The sequence below is a fragment of the Paraburkholderia sp. J94 genome (assembly GCF_905220285.1).
GTDB lineage: Bacteria > Pseudomonadota > Gammaproteobacteria > Burkholderiales > Burkholderiaceae > Paraburkholderia > Paraburkholderia tropica_A.
Genome location: NZ_CAJMZH010000006.1, coordinates 205,381 through 222,691, shown reverse-complemented (window position 1 = coordinate 222,691; position 17,311 = coordinate 205,381). Strand labels below are relative to the sequence as shown.

The window sequence follows — 17,311 nt, the reverse complement described above, 5'->3', positions numbered from 1 at the left end:
CGGCATGGAGATTGAAGCGAATTGCGCACGCGGTTTGCGTGTTGGTATGCGCGGTGTCGACTCCCGCTGCATACGCGACGGATCTGCTCGGCGTGGTCGAGAGCACGCTCGATCACGACGCCACGCTCGCCGCGTCGCGCGACGCGTATCGAGCCGCGATGCAGGCGGTGCCGAAAGCGCGCGCCGGGCTGTTGCCGCGCGTGCAGGGCGGGTGGGGCCGCGCGTACAACGGCATCGTGATGGAAAGCTTTCCGACGATGCACTACTGGCAAAGCGGCTGGACCGTTTCGCTCGTGCAGCCGGTGTTCGACTGGTCGCTGTGGACGGCGTATCGTCAGGCCGATTATGTGGTCGCGCGTGGCCGGCTGGAGGCCGCGGCCGCGGCGCAGGACGCGATCCTGCGCGCGGCGCAGGCCTATTTCGATGGGCTCGCCGCCGAGGACGAACTGGCGCGCGCGAACGCGTATCGGCAGGCGCTCGACGCGCACTATGCGCTGCTGTTGCGCGCGAAGGCGGCGGGCGAAGTCACGCTCATCGATCTGCGCGAGGCGGAATCGAGCCGCTCGCAGGCGCAGGTCCAGTGGCTCGATGCGCAAAGCCAGGCGCGACTCGCGCGCGTGGCGCTCGAACGGCTGACGGGGGCGCCGGTTGACGCGCTCGCCACCTTGCCCGCGCGCGTCGCGCCGCCCGCGCTGCAGCCCGCCGATGTCGAGCCGTGGGTCACACAGGCGCAGACGCGTGCGTACCCGGTGCAGATCGGCGAGATGGCCTTGCAGGTCGCGAAGTTCGATACGGAGAAGGCGCAGGCGGCGCACTATCCGAACGTCGCGTTGCAGTTCACGCATACGCCCGCTGGCGCGGGCGGTGGCTATTCGCGCCCGACGACCACGACGACCGGCATGCTGCAAGTGACGATTCCGGTGTTCTCGGGCGGCGAAACCACGGCGCTCACGCGCGAAGCGCAGGCGCTCGAAGACAAGGCGCGCGACGAACTCGAAGCGGCCGTGCGCGAAGCGGCGGCGAATGCGCGCGACGGCTGGCTGCGCGTGAACGCGGGCGCGGCGCGCAGCGTGGCGCTCGCGCAGTCGGCGCAGCGCGCGCAGGACGCACTGGAGGCGACGCGCATCGGCTTTCGCGCGGGCAGCCGCACGAGCTTCGACGTGCTGCGCGCCACCGACACGCTGTACGCGAGCCAGCGCGATCAGATCCGCGCGCGCTACGACACCGTGCTGGCCTTGCTGAAGCTGCTGGCCGAGGCGGCGATTCTCGATCTCGACGAAGTGGGGCGCATCAACACGCAGTTGTTCGCGCACGAGCCGGGCGGCGCGGCGATGCAGCCGATGCAACCGATGCAGCAGACGCGAGGCAAGGCGAGCCGCGTGAGCGTCCCCTCACGGCCAGAACCGCTTCGTGCAGAAGTGCCGCTTATCGAAGTCGTGCGCATCGAAGCGCAGCCTCCACAACAAGCGCCACGCGCAGCCGCCGCCACACCCGCGCCGCTGGCTCCAGCGCCTGCCGCGCAAGCTCCCGCGCCCCGCTCGATCAATGCCGCCGACCTCGCGCCCGCGACAGCGGCCTTAGGCGGCGGGTATCTGCCGATCACCCCCTAACCGCAGCAGCCCGAAAAAACAAAGGCTCGAAGCAACGTCTGCTTCGAGCCTTTGCGATTCACTCAAGCGATACGCGCCTTACTGCTTCGCGCCGCCCTGGAACCACATCGCGATCTTCTGGCGCTCGTCGTCGGTCATGTGCGTGACGTTGCCGAGCGGCATGGCCTTGAGCGTCACCGCCTGCTGATACAGACGCTGCGCGTTTTGCGTGATCTCGTCGGGCGTATCGAGCATCACACCGGCCGGCGCCGCGCCCATCAGCGTCGGATGGGCCGAGTGGCAACCCGCGCAACGCTGCTGAAGAATCGGCTGGATGTCGCCGACCTTGATCGTCGGCGCATTCGCGGCTTCGGCTTGCGGCACGACCGGGCGCGGCAGCGTCCAGACCAGTGCGACGAACATCAGCGCGATGCCGCCGAGCGGCAGATACCAGAGCTGCTGGCCACGGTGACGCATCACGAAGAACTGGCGGATCAGCGCACCGGCCAGCATGATCACCACGAGCACGGCCCAGTTGTAGGCGTGCGCATAGGTCATCGCGTAATGGTTCGACAGCATCGCGAACACCACCGGCAGCGTGAAGTAGGTGTTGTGCACCGAACGCTGCTTGCCGCGCTTGCCGTAGATCGGGTTCGGCACTTCGCCCTTGAGCATCGCGGCGACCATCTTGCGTTGGCCCGGGATGATGACGAAGAACACGTTCGCCGACATGATCGTCGCCAGCATCGCGCCCATGATCAGATACGCGGCGCGGCCCGAGAAGATGTGGCACGCGAGATACGCGGCGATCACCACGTAGAGGCCCACGCACACGCCGAGCAGACGGTCTTTCGTACCGAGCAGGCGGCACAGCGAGTCGTAGACGATCCAGCCCGCGGCGAGGAAGCCGAGCGCCGAGAAGATCGCGACGACCGGGCCCATGTCGAGCACGTTCTTGTCGATCAGGTAGGTGTTCGGCGCCATCAGATACAGCACCGTGAACAGCGACGCGCCCGAGAGCCACGTCGTGTACGAGGGCCATTTCGACCAGTGCAGATCGTCGGGCATTTCGGGCGGCGCGACCGTGTACTTCTGCATGTTGTAGAAGCCGCCGCCATGTACGTGCCAGAGTTCGCCGAACACGCCGCGACGGCGCTGGTTCGGGTCCGTCGGCGGTTTCAGGCTGTTGTCGAGCGCGACGAAGTAGAACGATTCGCCGATCCAGGCGATCGCCGCGACGACGTGGAACCAGCGCAGCGCGAGGTTCAGCCAGTCAGTGATAAAGCCTTCCATGAAACTCCTCCACTCCTGATTCGTGACGCGCGCAGGGCATCGTCCGGGGATCGATGCGCCGCCGCGCGCGGACTGCGGGGCTGGACGCCATGCAAAGAGGCGGCGTCGTGCAAGCGGGGCGATGTAGCGCCGCTGCGCCGAAGTTGAACTAGACGTTGACCTCGTCTAGCCGCTGTCTTTGCGGTCCGTCTGTTCTTGTGTGCTCGATGCGGGAAAGCCGTGCGCTCAACTGCCGCGGTACGTGCTGTACGCCCACGGCGAGACGAGCAGCGGCACGTGGTAATGCGCGTTGACATCGGCGATGCCGAAGCGCAGCACGACGCGATCGACGAAGCGCGGTTCCGGCACCTTCACGCCGAGCGCGGCGAAGTAATCGCCCGCATGGAACACGAGTTCGTATTCGCCGGCGGCGAGCGCGGCGCCTTCGAGCAGCGGTTCGTCGCAGCGGCCGTCGTGGTTGGTGGTCACGGTCTTCAGCGCGCGACGTGCCTCGCCGTCGAGCGCATGAAGTTCGACCTTGATGCCCGCGCCGGGACGGCCGTTCGCGGTGTCGAGCACGTGGGTAGTCAGCTTGCCCATTCGCAGTTTTCCTTGTGTTTTGCTGGTGTCATTGCGAGGTTGCGGCGGCAGCCCGATCCCGGAATTCGGTGCGGCGGATCGAGGCTCCACGTCGCTGGCGTGACAGTGGCTACATACCCGTCGGCGGATCGATGCGAGCGCCGTGAACGCATTTTAAGAACGATCGGGCCTCCAGCGCGCGAGCGATAAGAAAGATAATGCCGGCAGCATGAGCCTCAAGCGCCGCGCCCCTCCTGGCGGCCTTCCGGCGCGATCCAACCCGCATTTTTCATGCGGGTTTTCACCCATGAGTACATCCTAGCCGCGCCAAAAATCGACCTTTATATGCTGGGCGTGAATTCGGGTATCTCGGTGGCGCGAATTGTCAGCATTTTTTTGACCGCCGAAGGTAGAGCCTGTGCGCCGCCCGAGTGTGGCATTGCGGGCCGCGCATCCCGAAGACGGCGCTGCGCGCCGGGTAACCGGGCCAGCGGCGTCCTTGCGGGGATGCGTCGGCACCGGTTTCCGGCTGAGCGGCGCGTGCGGCAGGGACGTCTGTCAACACTCAGGGCCAGGGCCCGAACGCCGCAGCGCGGCATCGCCGACGCGGCACGACAACGGAGCGAACAGACACGATGGAACCCACGAACCGCACGACGAACGGTATGGCGCGCGAACCCGGCAAGGGCAAAACCCTGCTCGTGAAGAACGCCGACATGCTGGTGACGATGGACGGCGCGCGCCGCGAGATTCGCGGCGGCGGCCTCTATATCGAGGACAACCGCATCGTCGCGGTCGGCCCGACGGCGGAGCTGCCGCCCGACGCCGACGAAGTGATCGACGCCACCGGCCATCTGGTCACGCCGGGGCTCGTCAACACGCATCACCACATGTACCAGAGCCTCACGCGCGCGCTGCCCGCCGCGCAGGACGCCGAACTGTTCGGCTGGCTCACGAATCTCTACAAGGTCTGGGCGAACCTCACGCCCGAGATGATCGAGGTCTCGACGCTCACGGCCATGGCCGAGCTGCTGCTTTCGGGCTGCACGACGTCGAGCGACCATCTGTACATCTATCCGAACGGCAGCCGTCTGGACGACAGCATCCGCGCGGCGCAGCAGATCGGCATGCGCTTTCATGCGAGCCGCGGCAGCATGAGCGTGGGCCAGAAGGACGGCGGTCTGCCGCCCGATTCGGTGGTCGAGCGCGAGGACGCGATTCTCGCCGACACGCAGCGCCTCATCGAGACGTATCACGATGAAGGCCGCTACGCGATGCTGCGCGTGGTCGTGGCGCCGTGCTCGCCGTTTTCGGTGAGCCGCGATCTGATGCGCGAGTCGGCGACGCTGGCGCGGCACTACGGCGTCTCGATGCACACGCACCTCGCCGAGAACGTCAACGACATCGCCTATAGCCGCGAGAAGTTCGGCATGACGCCCGCCGAATACGCCGAGGATCTGGGCTGGATAGGCCCCGATGTCTGGCATGCGCACTGTGTGCAGCTCGACGATCACGGCATCGGCCTGTTCGGGCGCACGGGTACGGGCGTCGCGCATTGTCCGTGCTCGAACATGCGGCTCGCGTCGGGTATTGCGCCGATCAAGAAGATGCGGCTCGCGGGCGTGCCGGTCGGGCTGGGCGTCGATGGCTCGGCGTCGAACGATGGCGCGCAGATGGTGGCCGAGGCGCGCCAGGCGATGTTGCTCGCGCGAGTCGGTTTCGGACCCGATGCGATGACTGCGCGCGAGGCGCTCGAAATCGCCACGCTGGGCGGCGCGAAAGTGCTCGGACGCGACGATATCGGCGCGCTCGCACCGGGCATGGCCGCGGATTTCGTCGCCTTCGATTTGCGTCAGCCGTTGTTTGCGGGCGCGCTGCACGATCCGGTCGCGGCACTGGTGTTTTGCGCGCCGTCGCAGGTCGCGTTGAGCGTGATCGGGGGGCGTGTGGTCGTGAAGGAAGGCGTGTTGCAGACCGTCGAACTGGGTCCGGTGATCGAGCGCCACAATGCGCTCGCCGCGCGGCTCGTGCAGTCGGCGCGTTAATGCGTTCCAGAAGGGTGGGATGAAGCGCGAAGCGGCGGTAAAAGCCGCTTCGCATGAACATCCGTTAAGGCTTGTCGATCAGCGTCTTCGTCGCTTCGGCGACGAGGCCGCGCAACCAGCGTACTTCGTCCGAATAATGACAACGCTCGTGCCACAACTGGTAGTACTGCATCGGCGGGAAATCGAGCGGCGCGGGCACGACCGTGAGCGGCAGGAAGCGCGCGTAGTGGTCGGCGAACAGGCGCGTGGTCGTGAACACGAGATCGGACTTGATCAGCACGTAGGGCGCGAGATTGAAGTACGGCAGCGTGACGACCACATGACGCTTGAGACGCTCGCGCGCGAGATGCACGTCGATGGCGCCGCGCTGGCCCACGGAATAGGGCGTGGGCGCGAGGTGCGGCGCGTTCAGGTACTGATCGAGCGTGAGTCCGCCGCGCTTGGCGAACGGATGCGTGTTGCTCATCAGGCAGACGATCTGGTCGACGAACAGATTCGAGAGGTGCAGCTGCTCGGGCGGCTCGGGCCAGTTGCCGATGACGATATCGAGCTTGCCTTCCTCGAGCGCGAGTTCGTAGTCGAACGCCGGACCGAGCGAATGGAATTCGAGCGTGGCGTTGGGCGCGGCTTGACGGAAGCGCTCGACGACAGTGGGCACGAACAGCACGTTCAGGTAGTCGGGGCAGCCGATGCGATAGCAGCGGATCGACGTGGCCGGATCGAAATTGTGCTGCTGGAAGCGGATGCGCTCGATCTCGCGCAGCGCGTTCTGCACCGGTTCGAGCAGGCGCAGGCCGTATTCGGTCGGCACCATGCCCGACTTGCCGCGCACCAGCAGCGGGTCGCCCGTGATGTCGCGCAGACGCCGCAGCGCCGCACTGATCGCAGGTTGGGACTGATTGAGCTTGACGGCGGCGCGCGTGACGCTGCGTTCCATCAAGAGGGTATGCAAGACGCGCAAGAGGTACGTGTCGATCGCCTCGCGTTGCTGACTCATGAACAACTCTCCGAATTATATGTTTTGGCTGATCGAAAGGCTTAGTGGGTATATGTTTTTTAATATGGACAAAAAGGGCCGTCAAGAGCGGCGAATCCCGACTTCGTGCGAAAGCCCTGCCGATGTTGGCGCGCTCGCGCCAAATAACCGGTATACGCCTGTGAGGTCTGGACGGCGGACATTTTTGATGTCTCGACGTTGGCAGGGCTAACAGGTATCGTGACCCGCGCAGCGGCGCTTCGCGGGCATGGCACGAAGCTGCATTCATATCGGATAAAGCAACCGGCTTTCTTACACCGGCTGCAACCCACGCGCACCACAACGAACTACGGCACAACTTCCATGGGCGATTCATCTTCACGTCAGGCCAGCACGCCGCGACTCGCGCTTTTTGGCATCACGAAGCAATATCCGGCCGTGCGCGCCAACGACGACGTCACGCTGACCGTCGCGCCCGGCGAGATCCACGCGCTGCTCGGCGAAAACGGCGCGGGCAAGAGCACGCTGATGAAGATCGTCTACGGCGCGGTGCGCCCGGATGCGGGCGAGATCCGCTGGGAAGGCGAGCGCGTCGAGATCGCGAGTCCGGCGGCGGCGCGCAAGCTCGGCATCGGCATGGTGTTCCAGCATTTTTCGCTGTTCGAAACGTTGACGGTCGGCGAGAACATCGCGCTCTCGCTCGACGAAGCGTTCGATCTGAAGGCGCTGGCCAAACGCATTCGCGAGGTGTCGGCGCAATACGGGCTCGACGTCGATCCGCAGCGCCACGTGCACAGCCTCACGGTGGGCGAGCGCCAGCGCGTGGAGATCGTGCGCTGCCTGTTGCAGAACCCGCGTCTGCTGATCATGGACGAGCCCACGTCGGTGCTCACGCCGCAAGCAGTGCGCAAGCTGTTCGGCACGCTGCGGCGGCTTGCGTCGGAAGGCTGCAGCATTCTCTACATCAGCCACAAGCTCGACGAAATTCAGGAACTGTGCGACACGGCCACCGTGCTGCGCGGCGGCAAGGTCACGGGCAACGTGAATCCGCGCGAGGAAACGCATGCGTCGCTCGCGCGCCTGATGGTGGGCCGCGATTTGCCCGATTACACGCGTCGCGCGCACACGCCAGGCGACGTGCTGCTCGACGTGAAGCAACTGTCGATGCCGAGCGACGATCCGTTCGGCACCTCGCTCAAGGATGTGTCGTTCGGCGTGCACGCGGGCGAGATTCTCGGCATTGCGGGCGTCTCCGGCAACGGTCAGGCCGAATTGCTCGCCGCGCTTTCGGGCGAGGCGCAGACCTCGCGTCACGGCACGCCCGCCGACGCGGTGACGATCTGCGGCAAACCGGCCGGACGGATGTCGGCGGGCGCGCGCCGCAAGCTCGGTTTCGCCTTCGTGCCCGAAGAACGGCTCGGACGCGGCGCGGTGCCGGCGATGTCGCTCGCGGAAAACGCGCTGCTCACGGCGCATCGCGAAGGCATGGTGCGCTCGGGCTGGCTCAAGACCGGCGCGATGCGCGCATTCGCCGAGCGCTGCATCGGCGCCTTCGACGTGCGCTGCGGCGGCCCCGACGCGCTCGCGCAAAGTCTCTCGGGCGGCAATCTGCAGAAGTTCATCGTCGGGCGCGAGATCCTGCAGACGCCGAAGGTGCTGGTGGTCGCGCAGCCCACGTGGGGCGTCGACGTCGGCGCGGCGGCGTTCATCCGGCAGCAATTGCTCGATCTCTCGGCGCGCGGCGTGGCGATACTCGTGATCTCCGAAGAACTCGAAGAACTGTTCGATATCTGCGACCGCATCGCCGTGCTTGCGGGCGGCCGCCTGTCGCCCGCACGTCTCACGGGCGAGACCAACGCCGAGGAAATCGGCCGCTGGATGGCGGGGCTGTTCGGCGAGCGCGCGGAGCAGGGCGGGCCGCAGACGGGGCAGCAGGATGGCCCGCGCAACGGCGACGAACCGCCCGCCGAACCGGCCGCGCCCACGGCGCACGCGTGAGCGGCACGAGATACGACACGACTCGCCACGCATAACGACAACGACGCAACGTTTCCGATCACACCGCCATGATTTTTCCCTACCGACTCGAAGCCCGCACGACGCCGTCCCGCACGGTGCGCATCGCCGTGCCGCTGATTGCGGCGCTCCTCACGCTCGCGATTGGCTTTCTGATCTTCGGCCTCGTCGGGCGCGATCCCGTGCAGGCCATGCACGCGTTCTTCATCGAACCGCTATCGAGCATCAACGGATGGAGCGAGCTGCTGCTCAAGGCCTCGCCGCTGTGCCTGATCGCGCTGGGTCTTGCGGCGGGCTATCGCGCCAACGTCTGGAACATCGGCGCGGAAGGGCAGATGGTGCTCGGCGGCATCGCGGCCAGCGGCGTGGCGATCTATTTCGATCAGGCGAGCGGCTGGTGGATCCTGTTCCTGATGATGCTCGCGGGCGTGCTCGGCGGCATGGCCTGGGCGGCGATTCCCGCGTGGCTCAAGAGCCGCTTCAACACGAATGAAATCCTCACGAGCCTGATGCTCACCTACGTGGCGACGCAATTGCTGATCTGGCTCGTGAGCGGCCCGTGGCGCGATCCGAACGGCATGAATTTTCCGCTCTCCGAAATGTTCAGCGGCGACGCGCTCTATCCGACCTTCGGCGGCGACTGGCGCATTCACTGGCTGCGCGGCACGCGACTGAACGCGTCGATCTTCCTGACGCTAGCGGCGATTCCGCTCGTCTGGCTGTTCATGCGCCGCAGCTTTGCGGGCTACCGGATGAGCGTGGGCGGACTCGCGCCGCTCGCCGCGCGCTACGCCGGTTTCTCCGAGAAAAAAACCATCTGGACTTCGCTGCTGCTCTCGGGCGGCCTCGCCGGGCTTGCGGGCATGGGTGAGATCGCCGGGCCGATCGGCCAGTTGCAGGCGACGTGGTCGCCGGGCTACGGCTTCACGGCGATCATCGTCGTGTTCGTGGGGCGGCTGCATCCCATCGGCATCGTGCTCGCCAGTCTGCTGATGGCGCTGCTCTATCTCGGCGGTGAAGCGGTGCAGACCTCGCTGCAGCTGCCGCAGGCGCTCTCGGGCGTGTTCCAGGGCCTGCTGCTGTTCTGCCTGCTCGGCGCGGATCTGTTCGTGAACTACCGCATCCGCCGCCGCCATACCGTTGCGACGGCGGGCTGAAGCCCTCAGCGTCAGACAACGCGTATTCGAAACACAGCGAAACACAACGAAACACAACGCATCCGAAACAGGCCACACGACATGGATATCCAGCAAGCCAGTTCGCTCGCATCGAGCGCCGTCACCGCCGCCATTCCGCTGATGTTCGCGGGCGTGGGCGAACTCGTCACGGAGAAGTCGGGCGTGCTCAACCTCGGCGTCGAAGGCATGATGCTGATGGGCGCCGTCACCGGCTATGCGGTTACCACGATCAGCGGCAATCCGTGGCTCGGGCTCGTGGCGGGCATGGCCGCAGGCGTGGCGATGTCGCTGCTGTTCGGCTTTCTCGTGCTCACGATGCAGGCCAATCAGGTCGCCACGGGACTCTCGCTGACGATCTTCGGCGTCGGGCTCTCGGCTTATGTCGGCAAGCCCTACACCTCGGCCGCGACCTCGGCGACGATTTCCGCGTGGCCGATTCCGGGGCTCTCGCATCTGCCCGTGGTGGGCCCGGCGTTCTTCAATCTCACGCCCGTCGATTACCTCGCGTTCGCGATGTTCGCCGTGGTCGGCTGGTTCCTCTACCGCACGCGCGCCGGGCTCGTGCTGCGCTCGGTCGGCGAGTCGCCGCAGGTCGCGCACTCGGTGGGCTTTCCGGTGATCGGCGTGCGCTATGGCGCGACGGCGTTCGGCGGCGCGATGGCGGGGCTCGCGGGCGCGTATTACTCGGTCGTGCAACTGCATCTGTGGCAGGAGCAGATCACGGCGGGGCGCGGCTGGATCGCGCTCGCGCTGGTGGTGTTCGCGACGTGGCGGCCGGGGCGTCTGTTGATCGGCGCGCTGCTGTTCGGCGCGGTCACGGGCGCGCAGTTCTACGCGCAAGCGGTGGGCGTGCCGGTGCCGACGCAGTTCCTCGCGATGCTGCCGTATGTGGCGACCATCGTCGTGCTGGTGCTCATCTCGCGCAATCCGAACACGATTCGCCTGAACGCGCCGGCCTCGCTCGGCAAGTCGTTCTTCGGCGCGGCTTAAATGGTTCGATAAAGACTCGATAACAACGGAAACGCTCGCAGTTTCTCAATCCAAGACCGGAGATCCACACAATGAAAAAAACCCTCCTGACCGCTTTTGCCGTCGCCGCCACGTGCGGCACGGCGGCGCTCGCCCCGGCCGCGCAGGCCGCCGATGCGCCGGGCGTCGCGTTCGTCTATCTCGGCAATCCGGGCGATGCCGGCTGGACCTTCGCGCACGATCAGGGCTCGAAGGCCGCCGAGCAGAAGTTCGGCAGCAAGATCAAGATCACGCGCGTGGAGAACGTGCCGGAATCGGCCGACTCGGAGCGCGTGTTCCGCGATCTCGCGAGCAAGGGCAACAAGATCATCTTCGGTTCGAGCTTTGGTTATCAGGACTTCGAACTGAAAGTGGCGAAGGACTTCCCGGACACCGTGTTCCTGCACGCGACCGGCTACAAGAAGGCGCCGAACTTCGGCACCTATGACGTGCGCATGTATCAGGGCGCGTATCTCGCGGGCGTTGCGGCCGGTTATGCGACGAAGACGAACACGCTCGGTTTCGTCGCTTCGGTGCCGATTCCCGAAGTCGTGCGCAACATCAACGCGTACACGCTGGGCGCGCGCTCGGTGAATCCGAAGGTCCACACCAAGGTTATCTGGATCAATAGCTGGTTCGATCCGGGCAAGGAAAAGCAGGCCGCCGAAACGCTGATCGGGCAGGGCGCCGACGTGCTGCTGCAAAACACCGATTCGAGCGCGACGCTCGCCACCGCCGAGGAAAAACACGTGCACGCGTTCGGCTGGGATTCGAACATGAAGAAGTTCGGCCCGCACGCGCATCTGGGTTCGGTCGAGGCGAACTGGGGCGTGTATTACGTCGCCGCGATCCAGCAGGTGCTCGACGGCAAGTGGAAGAACGATCCGGTCTGGTGGGGCATTCCGCAAAAGGCCGTCGATCTCGGCGACGTGAACACGGCCGATCTGTCCGCCGATGCGCAGAAGGCCGTCGCCGCGAAGCGCGAAGCGATCGCCAGCGGCAAGTGGGACGTGTTCACCGGCCCGATCAAGGATCAGACGGGCGCGGTCAAGGTCGCGGCGGGCAAGACGCTCACCGACCCGGAACTGCAACGCCTGAACTGGTACGTCGAGGGCGTGGACGGCTCGCTGCCGAAGTGAGCTTGTTTGCGTAGGCGCGAGCGAGGCAAACGCGTCGCGTGAGCGCGCGTTTCCTCAGACCATTCCGCACGCCGGACGTGAAACGGCAGCGCGAGGCCCGAGCGGCTTCGCGCTGCCGTTTTGTCTTGTGCCGACGCGAACGACCGCGCGGCTAGTTGTCGACGTCGTCGATGCGCATGCCCACCTTGATCGTCACTTGCCAGTGCGAAATCTGGTCGTTCTCGATCAGGCCGCGCGTCTCCACGACTTCGAACCAGTGCAGATGCCGCAGCGTCTTCGATGCGCGCGTGATCGCGCAGCGGATGGCTTCGTCGCTCGATACCTTGGACGATCCGGTGAGTTCGATCTGCTTATAGACATGGTCGCTCATGACAGTGTCTCCGATGGGCACGGTTTTTCGGGGATGCGCCAATCGAGTATAGGTAACGGATCGCACGCAAACACGAGCCGGAACGCACGCGGAAACCGATGCGGGATTGCGGGCGGATGCGGGCAGGCCGCCGGTTATGATGGCGCCTCGCCCTTATCAGCGTGCAGGGCGCATGCCCGGAGCCGGGCAAGGCGCTGCGCAACACGACGAGCCACATCGAGCCGGAGACAAAAAAATGCAAGAGCAGGACAACATCGCGCAGCCCGCAACCGAAGTCGGATTTTGCGGTCCCGGGCTGATGGGCGCGCCGATGATCCGCCATCTGCTGCGTGCGGGGCACACGGTGAGCGTGTGGAATCGCACGCCCGCGAAGGCCGAGGCGCTCGTCGCCGATGGCGCGCACGTGGCCGCCACGCCGCGCGAACTCGCGCGTCGGACGGAAGTGGTGCTGCTGTGCGTCGCGGACGGCGCGGCGGTCGAGCAGACCGTGTTCGGCGCCGAAGGTCTGCTGGGCGCGCCCGACGACGCGCGCCGCGTGCGTCTGATCGTCGATCATTCGAGCATTCCGCCCGGCCTCACGCGCGAGCTGGCCGAACGCGCGGCGGCGCTGGGCGTCGGCTGGGTCGACGCGCCGGTGTCGGGCGGCGTGGGCGGCGCGCAGGCCGGCACGCTCGCGGTGATGGCGGGCGGCGCGGCGCAGGACGTGGCGCAGATCGAGCCGGTGCTGGCCGCCTACGCGGCGCGCGTCACGCACATGGGCGGGCCGGGCGCGGGGCAGACCACCAAGCTCTGCAACCAGGCGATCGTGACCGCCACGGTCGCGGCGATCGCCGAAGCGGTGGGCCTCGCGCAACGCAGCGGCATCGACGCGACCAAGCTGCCCGAGGCGCTCGCGGGCGGCTGGGCCGACTCCACGCTGCTGCGCACCTTCGTGCCGCGCATGACGCAGGACGGTCTCGCGCCGATCGGCGCGCTGAAAACGTTTCAGAAGGACGTCGATACGGTCGCCGACGCCGCGCGTCAGACCGGCACGCCGATGCCGGTCTCGGGCACGGTGCAGCAATTGCTGCGTCTGGCGGAAGCGATGGGCCTGGCGCAGGCCGACTTCTCCGGTTTCGTCGATATTTTGCAGACGCCGCGTCAGGGCTGAAGTCGGGGCTGAAATCGGGGCCGAAAAGTGGGGCTGAGCGAGGTTCGTTCGAGGTTGGATGACGGTGGAATTCACGCCGGACCGCGCCCGTTCGGCGGCCCGCGGCATCAATCTGCCACGAATTTCCAGTAATTTCCCCGCAGCGCGCGCAGGCCGCGGAACCGCTGGCAGCCGCGCGCGAACTGGCATAACCTGCTAAAATTACAGGTTTTTCGTCGATCTACTTTCGGGACGCGCTGTGCTCTCTACCGCCAACATCACCATGCAATTCGGGCCGAAGCCCTTGTTCGAGAACATCTCGGTCAAATTCGGCGAAGGCAACCGCTATGGCCTGATCGGCGCGAACGGTTGCGGCAAGTCCACGTTCATGAAGATCCTCGGTGCCGACCTCGAGCAAAGCTCGGGCAACGTCATCCTCGAGCCGAACGTGCGTCTGGGCAAGCTGCGCCAGGACCAGTTCGCGTACGAAGACGTGCGCGTGCTCGACGTCGTCATGATGGGCCACACCGAAATGTGGGGCGCGATGACCGAGCGCGACGCGATCTACGCGAACCCCGAAGCGACCGACGACGACTACATGAAGGCCGCCGACCTCGAGACCAAGTTCGCCGAGTACGACGGTTACACGGCCGAAGCGCGCGCTGGCGAACTGCTGCTGGGCATCGGCATCGACACGGAATTCCATCAGGGCCCGATGAGCGCCGTGGCGCCGGGCTGGAAGCTGCGCGTGCTGCTCGCGCAGGCGCTGTTCTCGAAGCCGGACGTGCTGCTGCTCGACGAACCGACCAACAACCTCGACATCAATTCGATCCGCTGGCTGGAAGATGTTCTGAACGAGTACAACTCGACCATGATCATCATTTCCCACGATCGACACTTCCTGAACCAGGTCTGCACGCACATGGCGGACATGGATTACGGCACGCTGAAGGTCTATCCGGGCAACTACGACGACTACATGCTGGCGTCGGCGCAGGCGCGCGAGCGTCAGGCCAACGCGAACGCGAAGGCGAAGGAACGCGTGGCCGACCTGCAGGACTTCGTGCGCCGCTTCTCGGCGAACAAGTCGAAGGCGCGTCAGGCCACCAGCCGTCTGAAGATGATCGACAAGATCAAGATCGAGGAATTCAAGCCCTCGTCGCGTCAGAACCCGTTCATTCGCTTTGAGTTCGAGAAGAAGCTGCACAACATCGTCGTGGTCGCGGAAGAGATCACGAAGACCTACGAACGCCGCATCTTCAACAAGTTCAACATCAGCGTGCAGCCGGGCGAGCGCATCGCGATCATCGGCGAAAACGGCGCGGGCAAGACCACGCTGCTGCGCTCGCTGCTGGGCAACGTGGCAGTCGATAACGGTTCGGTGAAGTGGGCCGAAAACGCGAACATCGGCTACATGCCGCAGGACACGTACGAAGAATTCCCGGCCGACGTCACGCTGATGGACTGGATCGACCAGTACCGCCAGGAAGGCGACGACGAGCAGTCGGTGCGCGGCACGCTGGGCCGTCTGCTGTTCAACGCCGACGACATCAAGAAGTCGGTCAAGGTGCTGTCGGGTGGCGAGAAGGGCCGCATGATCTGGGGCAAGCTGATGCTGGGCCGCCACAACGTGCTGCTGATGGACGAGCCGACCAACCACATGGACATGGAATCGATCGAGTCGCTGCAGATCGCGCTCGAAAAATTCGAAGGTACGCTGATCTTCGTGTCGCACGACCGTGAATTCGTGAACGGCCTGGCGAACCGCATCATCGAAGTGAAAACCAACGGCACGATCAATGATTACAGCGGCAACTACGAGGACTTCCTGGCGAGCCAGGGGTTGCATTGAGCCTCGGCTGCTAGCCGCTGATTTGTCCCAGAAGCCCCTCCATGTGTCCCAGATTGTCCCACGGTTGTCCCGTTGGGACAATTTGGCGGCGCGCTCCGCATGGCTTGCCCGATCAATGACCGGGCACCCGCACTGAAGCCGGTATCCCCGCCGCGCGCCCCTCATTTGTTCCGCTTACGCGTCGCCTCGCATCTATCCTATTTCCTGTCCTGCATCTATTCTGGTGCGCTGCTCCTTTCGAACAGGTCAACCAATGGCGTTGTACCCATAGCTACGCATTCGAACCATGGCTTCGGGGAGGGGACAGCTCACTCCAGATCACAGTGCAATTGGCTACACTGCATAATATCTTTACGATGCACTGGAATTGGTCGAATATAATGGCCGCAGCACCCGCCTTAAATCACTGCTGTATTGTCTATCAACAAACAGAAAAAGGATAGAAATGAGCAATGCCGCCGCTCCGAGGGTATTTGTCAGCCACGCAAGTGAAGATAAAGACAGGTTTGTCATGCCGTTTGCTACTGCGCTTCGTGCTAAAGGGATAGACGCTTGGGTAGATAAATGGGAAATGCTACCTGGGGACAGCCTCGTAGATAAAATATTTGAGGAAGGCCTGAAGGACGCTGCAGCAGTATTAATCATCCTGTCATCAGTCAGTATTGCAAAGCCATGGGTTCGCGAAGAACTTAATGCTGCCGTGGTTAAGCGCATCGACAAGGGTACAAAATTAATTCCAATCGTACTGGAAAATTGCCCTGTTCCCGAGTCATTAAAATCGCTAGTCTGGGAGTCAGTAAAGGATGTAGCGAATTTTGATCATTGCCTTAGCCGAGTCATTGACGCCGTTTTTGGACACACTGCGAAACCACCGATTGGCTCAGCTCCTTCATACATCACGAATCAAGCGTTACCGAAGATCAGTGGGCTAACCCCAGGTGATAGCTTCGTCTTGAATATTTTGTATACGCGATACCTCGCAGAAGGCCGAAATTACGTGTCTCCAGAAATTATCGTAGCCGAAGCATCAAAGTATGGACTAGACAGCGCGATGGTTTCAGAGAGTTTGGAAATTCTAGAGCATCAAGGGTATGTGGAGCTCGTGAAGCATTTGGGTCCGGGGCCTTATCATTCACGAATCAAGAGTTATGGCATTTCAACGCTACTGGCCGAGGACGAAAAGCCGCTAATTGAGCAGGTTGGGCTTTGCATTGTTAATCAAGAATTAACTAGAAATGGTGAAATTGCACGAGCAACGAATCGGCCACTGCCACTAGTGGATCACGCTATTGAACGCCTACAGGGGCAGGGCTACTTGAAGGCATCAACCTCACTCAACGGGGACACGTCGATCTATAACGTCAGCCCAAGTCTCAGGCGTGCCTTAATGTCTTAATAGGCTGTTCAACAGCTCCAACAAGAGACTCCCGGCGATGGTGTCTCTGTTGGAGTTCCGCTGGTTGCTCGCTGCTAGTGCACCTTTAATAAGGCGACTTCGTGCCCCACTGACCTGTGTAAGGATTCTGGTTCCCCTGGGTGGACCAATTGTCAGCCTTGGTGCCATTCGGGTTTGTCTGATAATGGCCTTCCACATACGTCCCGTTGGAGCGCGTATAGCTGTTCACGTAGTGCTCCCCAGTGGATGAACCGTAGTTGCTATAGCCTGAGCTGGATTGTTGGTAGCCGTAGCTGGCGCTGTGGGCGTAGACGCTCCCCGCGCAGGCGCAGAGCGTGGCAATGATGATCTTCTTCACGGTGGTCTCTTCGAGCAGTTGTATTGGCGTTCCGCACTGGCCATGCAGGTCAGCCGCGCGGCATCTGCATGATATTACGAATTGCCTTCTGTATTATTCGCTTTGGGTGACGGATTATTGTCATCAATCGCCATGTTTATCCAAAGTGGGGCCCATACGCGGTGCTGGAGGCCTTCAAACAGCCTGAAAAGTTGACGGCGAAAATCTCAGCACCCATCTGATAAAGTCCCGCCGCGAGTTTCCCCCCGGTGGCCCTCCCGTTTCCACGCACGGGCACCTTCAGAACGCGCATCAGATAACGCGCGTAGCACCAGCGAGCAGGAGCGCGATACCCTGACGCACACGCGCGCATCTCATCAGCGCCAAACGCCGCTTTCCATGTCATCAAATCGGGCGGATACTTC

At 63.9% G+C, this 17,311-nt stretch carries 14 protein-coding genes; 9 read left to right on the top strand and 5 right to left on the bottom strand.

Going from position 1 to position 17,311, the window contains the following annotated elements; translation table 11 throughout:
• Positions 1–53: 53 nt before the first annotated feature.
• The gene (locus U4Y88_RS14610; RefSeq protein WP_321784740.1) at positions 54–1,610 is read left to right on the top strand and encodes a TolC family outer membrane protein; all 1,557 of its coding nucleotides are present in this window, start codon (positions 54–56) and stop codon (positions 1,608–1,610) included.
• A 78-nt stretch (positions 1,611–1,688) separates the two neighbouring features.
• On the opposite strand, the gene U4Y88_RS14605 is transcribed toward U4Y88_RS14610, so the two are convergent.
• Positions 1,689–2,882, bottom strand: a complete 1,194-nt coding sequence (locus U4Y88_RS14605) for a urate hydroxylase PuuD (RefSeq protein WP_224007836.1) — start codon at positions 2,880–2,882, stop codon at positions 1,689–1,691.
• A gap of 225 nt (positions 2,883–3,107) precedes the next feature.
• Complete coding sequence (gene uraH, locus U4Y88_RS14600) at positions 3,108–3,461, bottom strand: hydroxyisourate hydrolase (protein WP_224007840.1); 354 nt, start codon at positions 3,459–3,461, stop codon at positions 3,108–3,110.
• A gap of 614 nt (positions 3,462–4,075) precedes the next feature.
• On the opposite strand from uraH, the gene U4Y88_RS14595 reads away from it, so the two are divergent.
• Positions 4,076–5,485 carry an 8-oxoguanine deaminase gene (locus U4Y88_RS14595; protein ID WP_224007843.1) on the top strand — a complete coding sequence of 470 codons (1,410 nt, stop codon included), beginning with the start codon at positions 4,076–4,078 and terminating at the stop codon, positions 5,483–5,485.
• Between the two features lie 64 nt (positions 5,486–5,549).
• Here the strand turns inward: U4Y88_RS14595 and U4Y88_RS14590 are convergent, their stop codons facing one another.
• Positions 5,550–6,482: a LysR substrate-binding domain-containing protein gene (locus U4Y88_RS14590; protein ID WP_065060128.1), complete on the bottom strand. Its 933-nt coding sequence runs from the start codon at positions 6,480–6,482 to the stop codon at positions 5,550–5,552.
• 342 nt (positions 6,483–6,824) lie between these two features.
• Here U4Y88_RS14590 and U4Y88_RS14585 point away from each other — a divergent pair, with 342 nt between their 5' ends.
• The 4 genes from U4Y88_RS14585 to U4Y88_RS14570 all read left to right on the top strand — a co-directional run bounded on the left by U4Y88_RS14585 (position 6,825) and on the right by U4Y88_RS14570 (position 11,802).
• Positions 6,825–8,459 carry an ABC transporter ATP-binding protein gene (locus tag U4Y88_RS14585; protein ID WP_321784738.1) on the top strand — a complete coding sequence of 545 codons (1,635 nt, stop codon included), beginning with the start codon at positions 6,825–6,827 and terminating at the stop codon, positions 8,457–8,459.
• A gap of 68 nt (positions 8,460–8,527) precedes the next feature.
• Positions 8,528–9,634: an ABC transporter permease gene (locus U4Y88_RS14580; protein WP_310634346.1), complete on the top strand. Its 1,107-nt coding sequence runs from the start codon at positions 8,528–8,530 to the stop codon at positions 9,632–9,634.
• 81 nt (positions 9,635–9,715) lie between these two features.
• The gene (locus U4Y88_RS14575) at positions 9,716–10,645 is read left to right on the top strand and encodes an ABC transporter permease (protein WP_321784737.1); all 930 of its coding nucleotides are present in this window, start codon (positions 9,716–9,718) and stop codon (positions 10,643–10,645) included.
• A gap of 71 nt (positions 10,646–10,716) precedes the next feature.
• Entirely contained in the window at positions 10,717–11,802 is a 1,086-nt protein-coding gene (locus U4Y88_RS14570) for a BMP family ABC transporter substrate-binding protein (protein WP_321784735.1), read from the top strand.
• A gap of 151 nt (positions 11,803–11,953) precedes the next feature.
• Here the strand turns inward: U4Y88_RS14570 and U4Y88_RS14565 are convergent, their stop codons facing one another.
• On the bottom strand, positions 11,954–12,172 hold the full coding sequence (locus tag U4Y88_RS14565) for a dodecin (protein ID WP_224007858.1): 219 nt from the start codon (positions 12,170–12,172) through the stop codon (positions 11,954–11,956).
• A 235-nt stretch (positions 12,173–12,407) separates the two neighbouring features.
• Between U4Y88_RS14565 and U4Y88_RS14560 the strand changes: the two genes are divergently transcribed.
• From U4Y88_RS14560 to U4Y88_RS14550, 3 genes are all read left to right on the top strand, one after another.
• Positions 12,408–13,322: an NAD(P)-dependent oxidoreductase gene (locus U4Y88_RS14560; RefSeq protein WP_321784733.1), complete on the top strand. Its 915-nt coding sequence runs from the start codon at positions 12,408–12,410 to the stop codon at positions 13,320–13,322.
• A 238-nt stretch (positions 13,323–13,560) separates the two neighbouring features.
• On the top strand, positions 13,561–15,153 hold the full coding sequence (locus tag U4Y88_RS14555; protein WP_224007864.1) for an ABC-F family ATPase: 1,593 nt from the start codon (positions 13,561–13,563) through the stop codon (positions 15,151–15,153).
• Between the two features lie 445 nt (positions 15,154–15,598).
• Positions 15,599–16,549: a toll/interleukin-1 receptor domain-containing protein gene (locus U4Y88_RS14550; RefSeq protein WP_321784731.1), complete on the top strand. Its 951-nt coding sequence runs from the start codon at positions 15,599–15,601 to the stop codon at positions 16,547–16,549.
• 85 nt (positions 16,550–16,634) lie between these two features.
• Here U4Y88_RS14550 and U4Y88_RS14545 read toward each other — a convergent pair whose 3' ends face one another.
• The gene (locus U4Y88_RS14545; protein ID WP_321784729.1) at positions 16,635–16,907 is read right to left on the bottom strand and encodes a hypothetical protein; all 273 of its coding nucleotides are present in this window, start codon (positions 16,905–16,907) and stop codon (positions 16,635–16,637) included.
• Between the last annotated feature and the right edge of the window lie 404 nt (positions 16,908–17,311).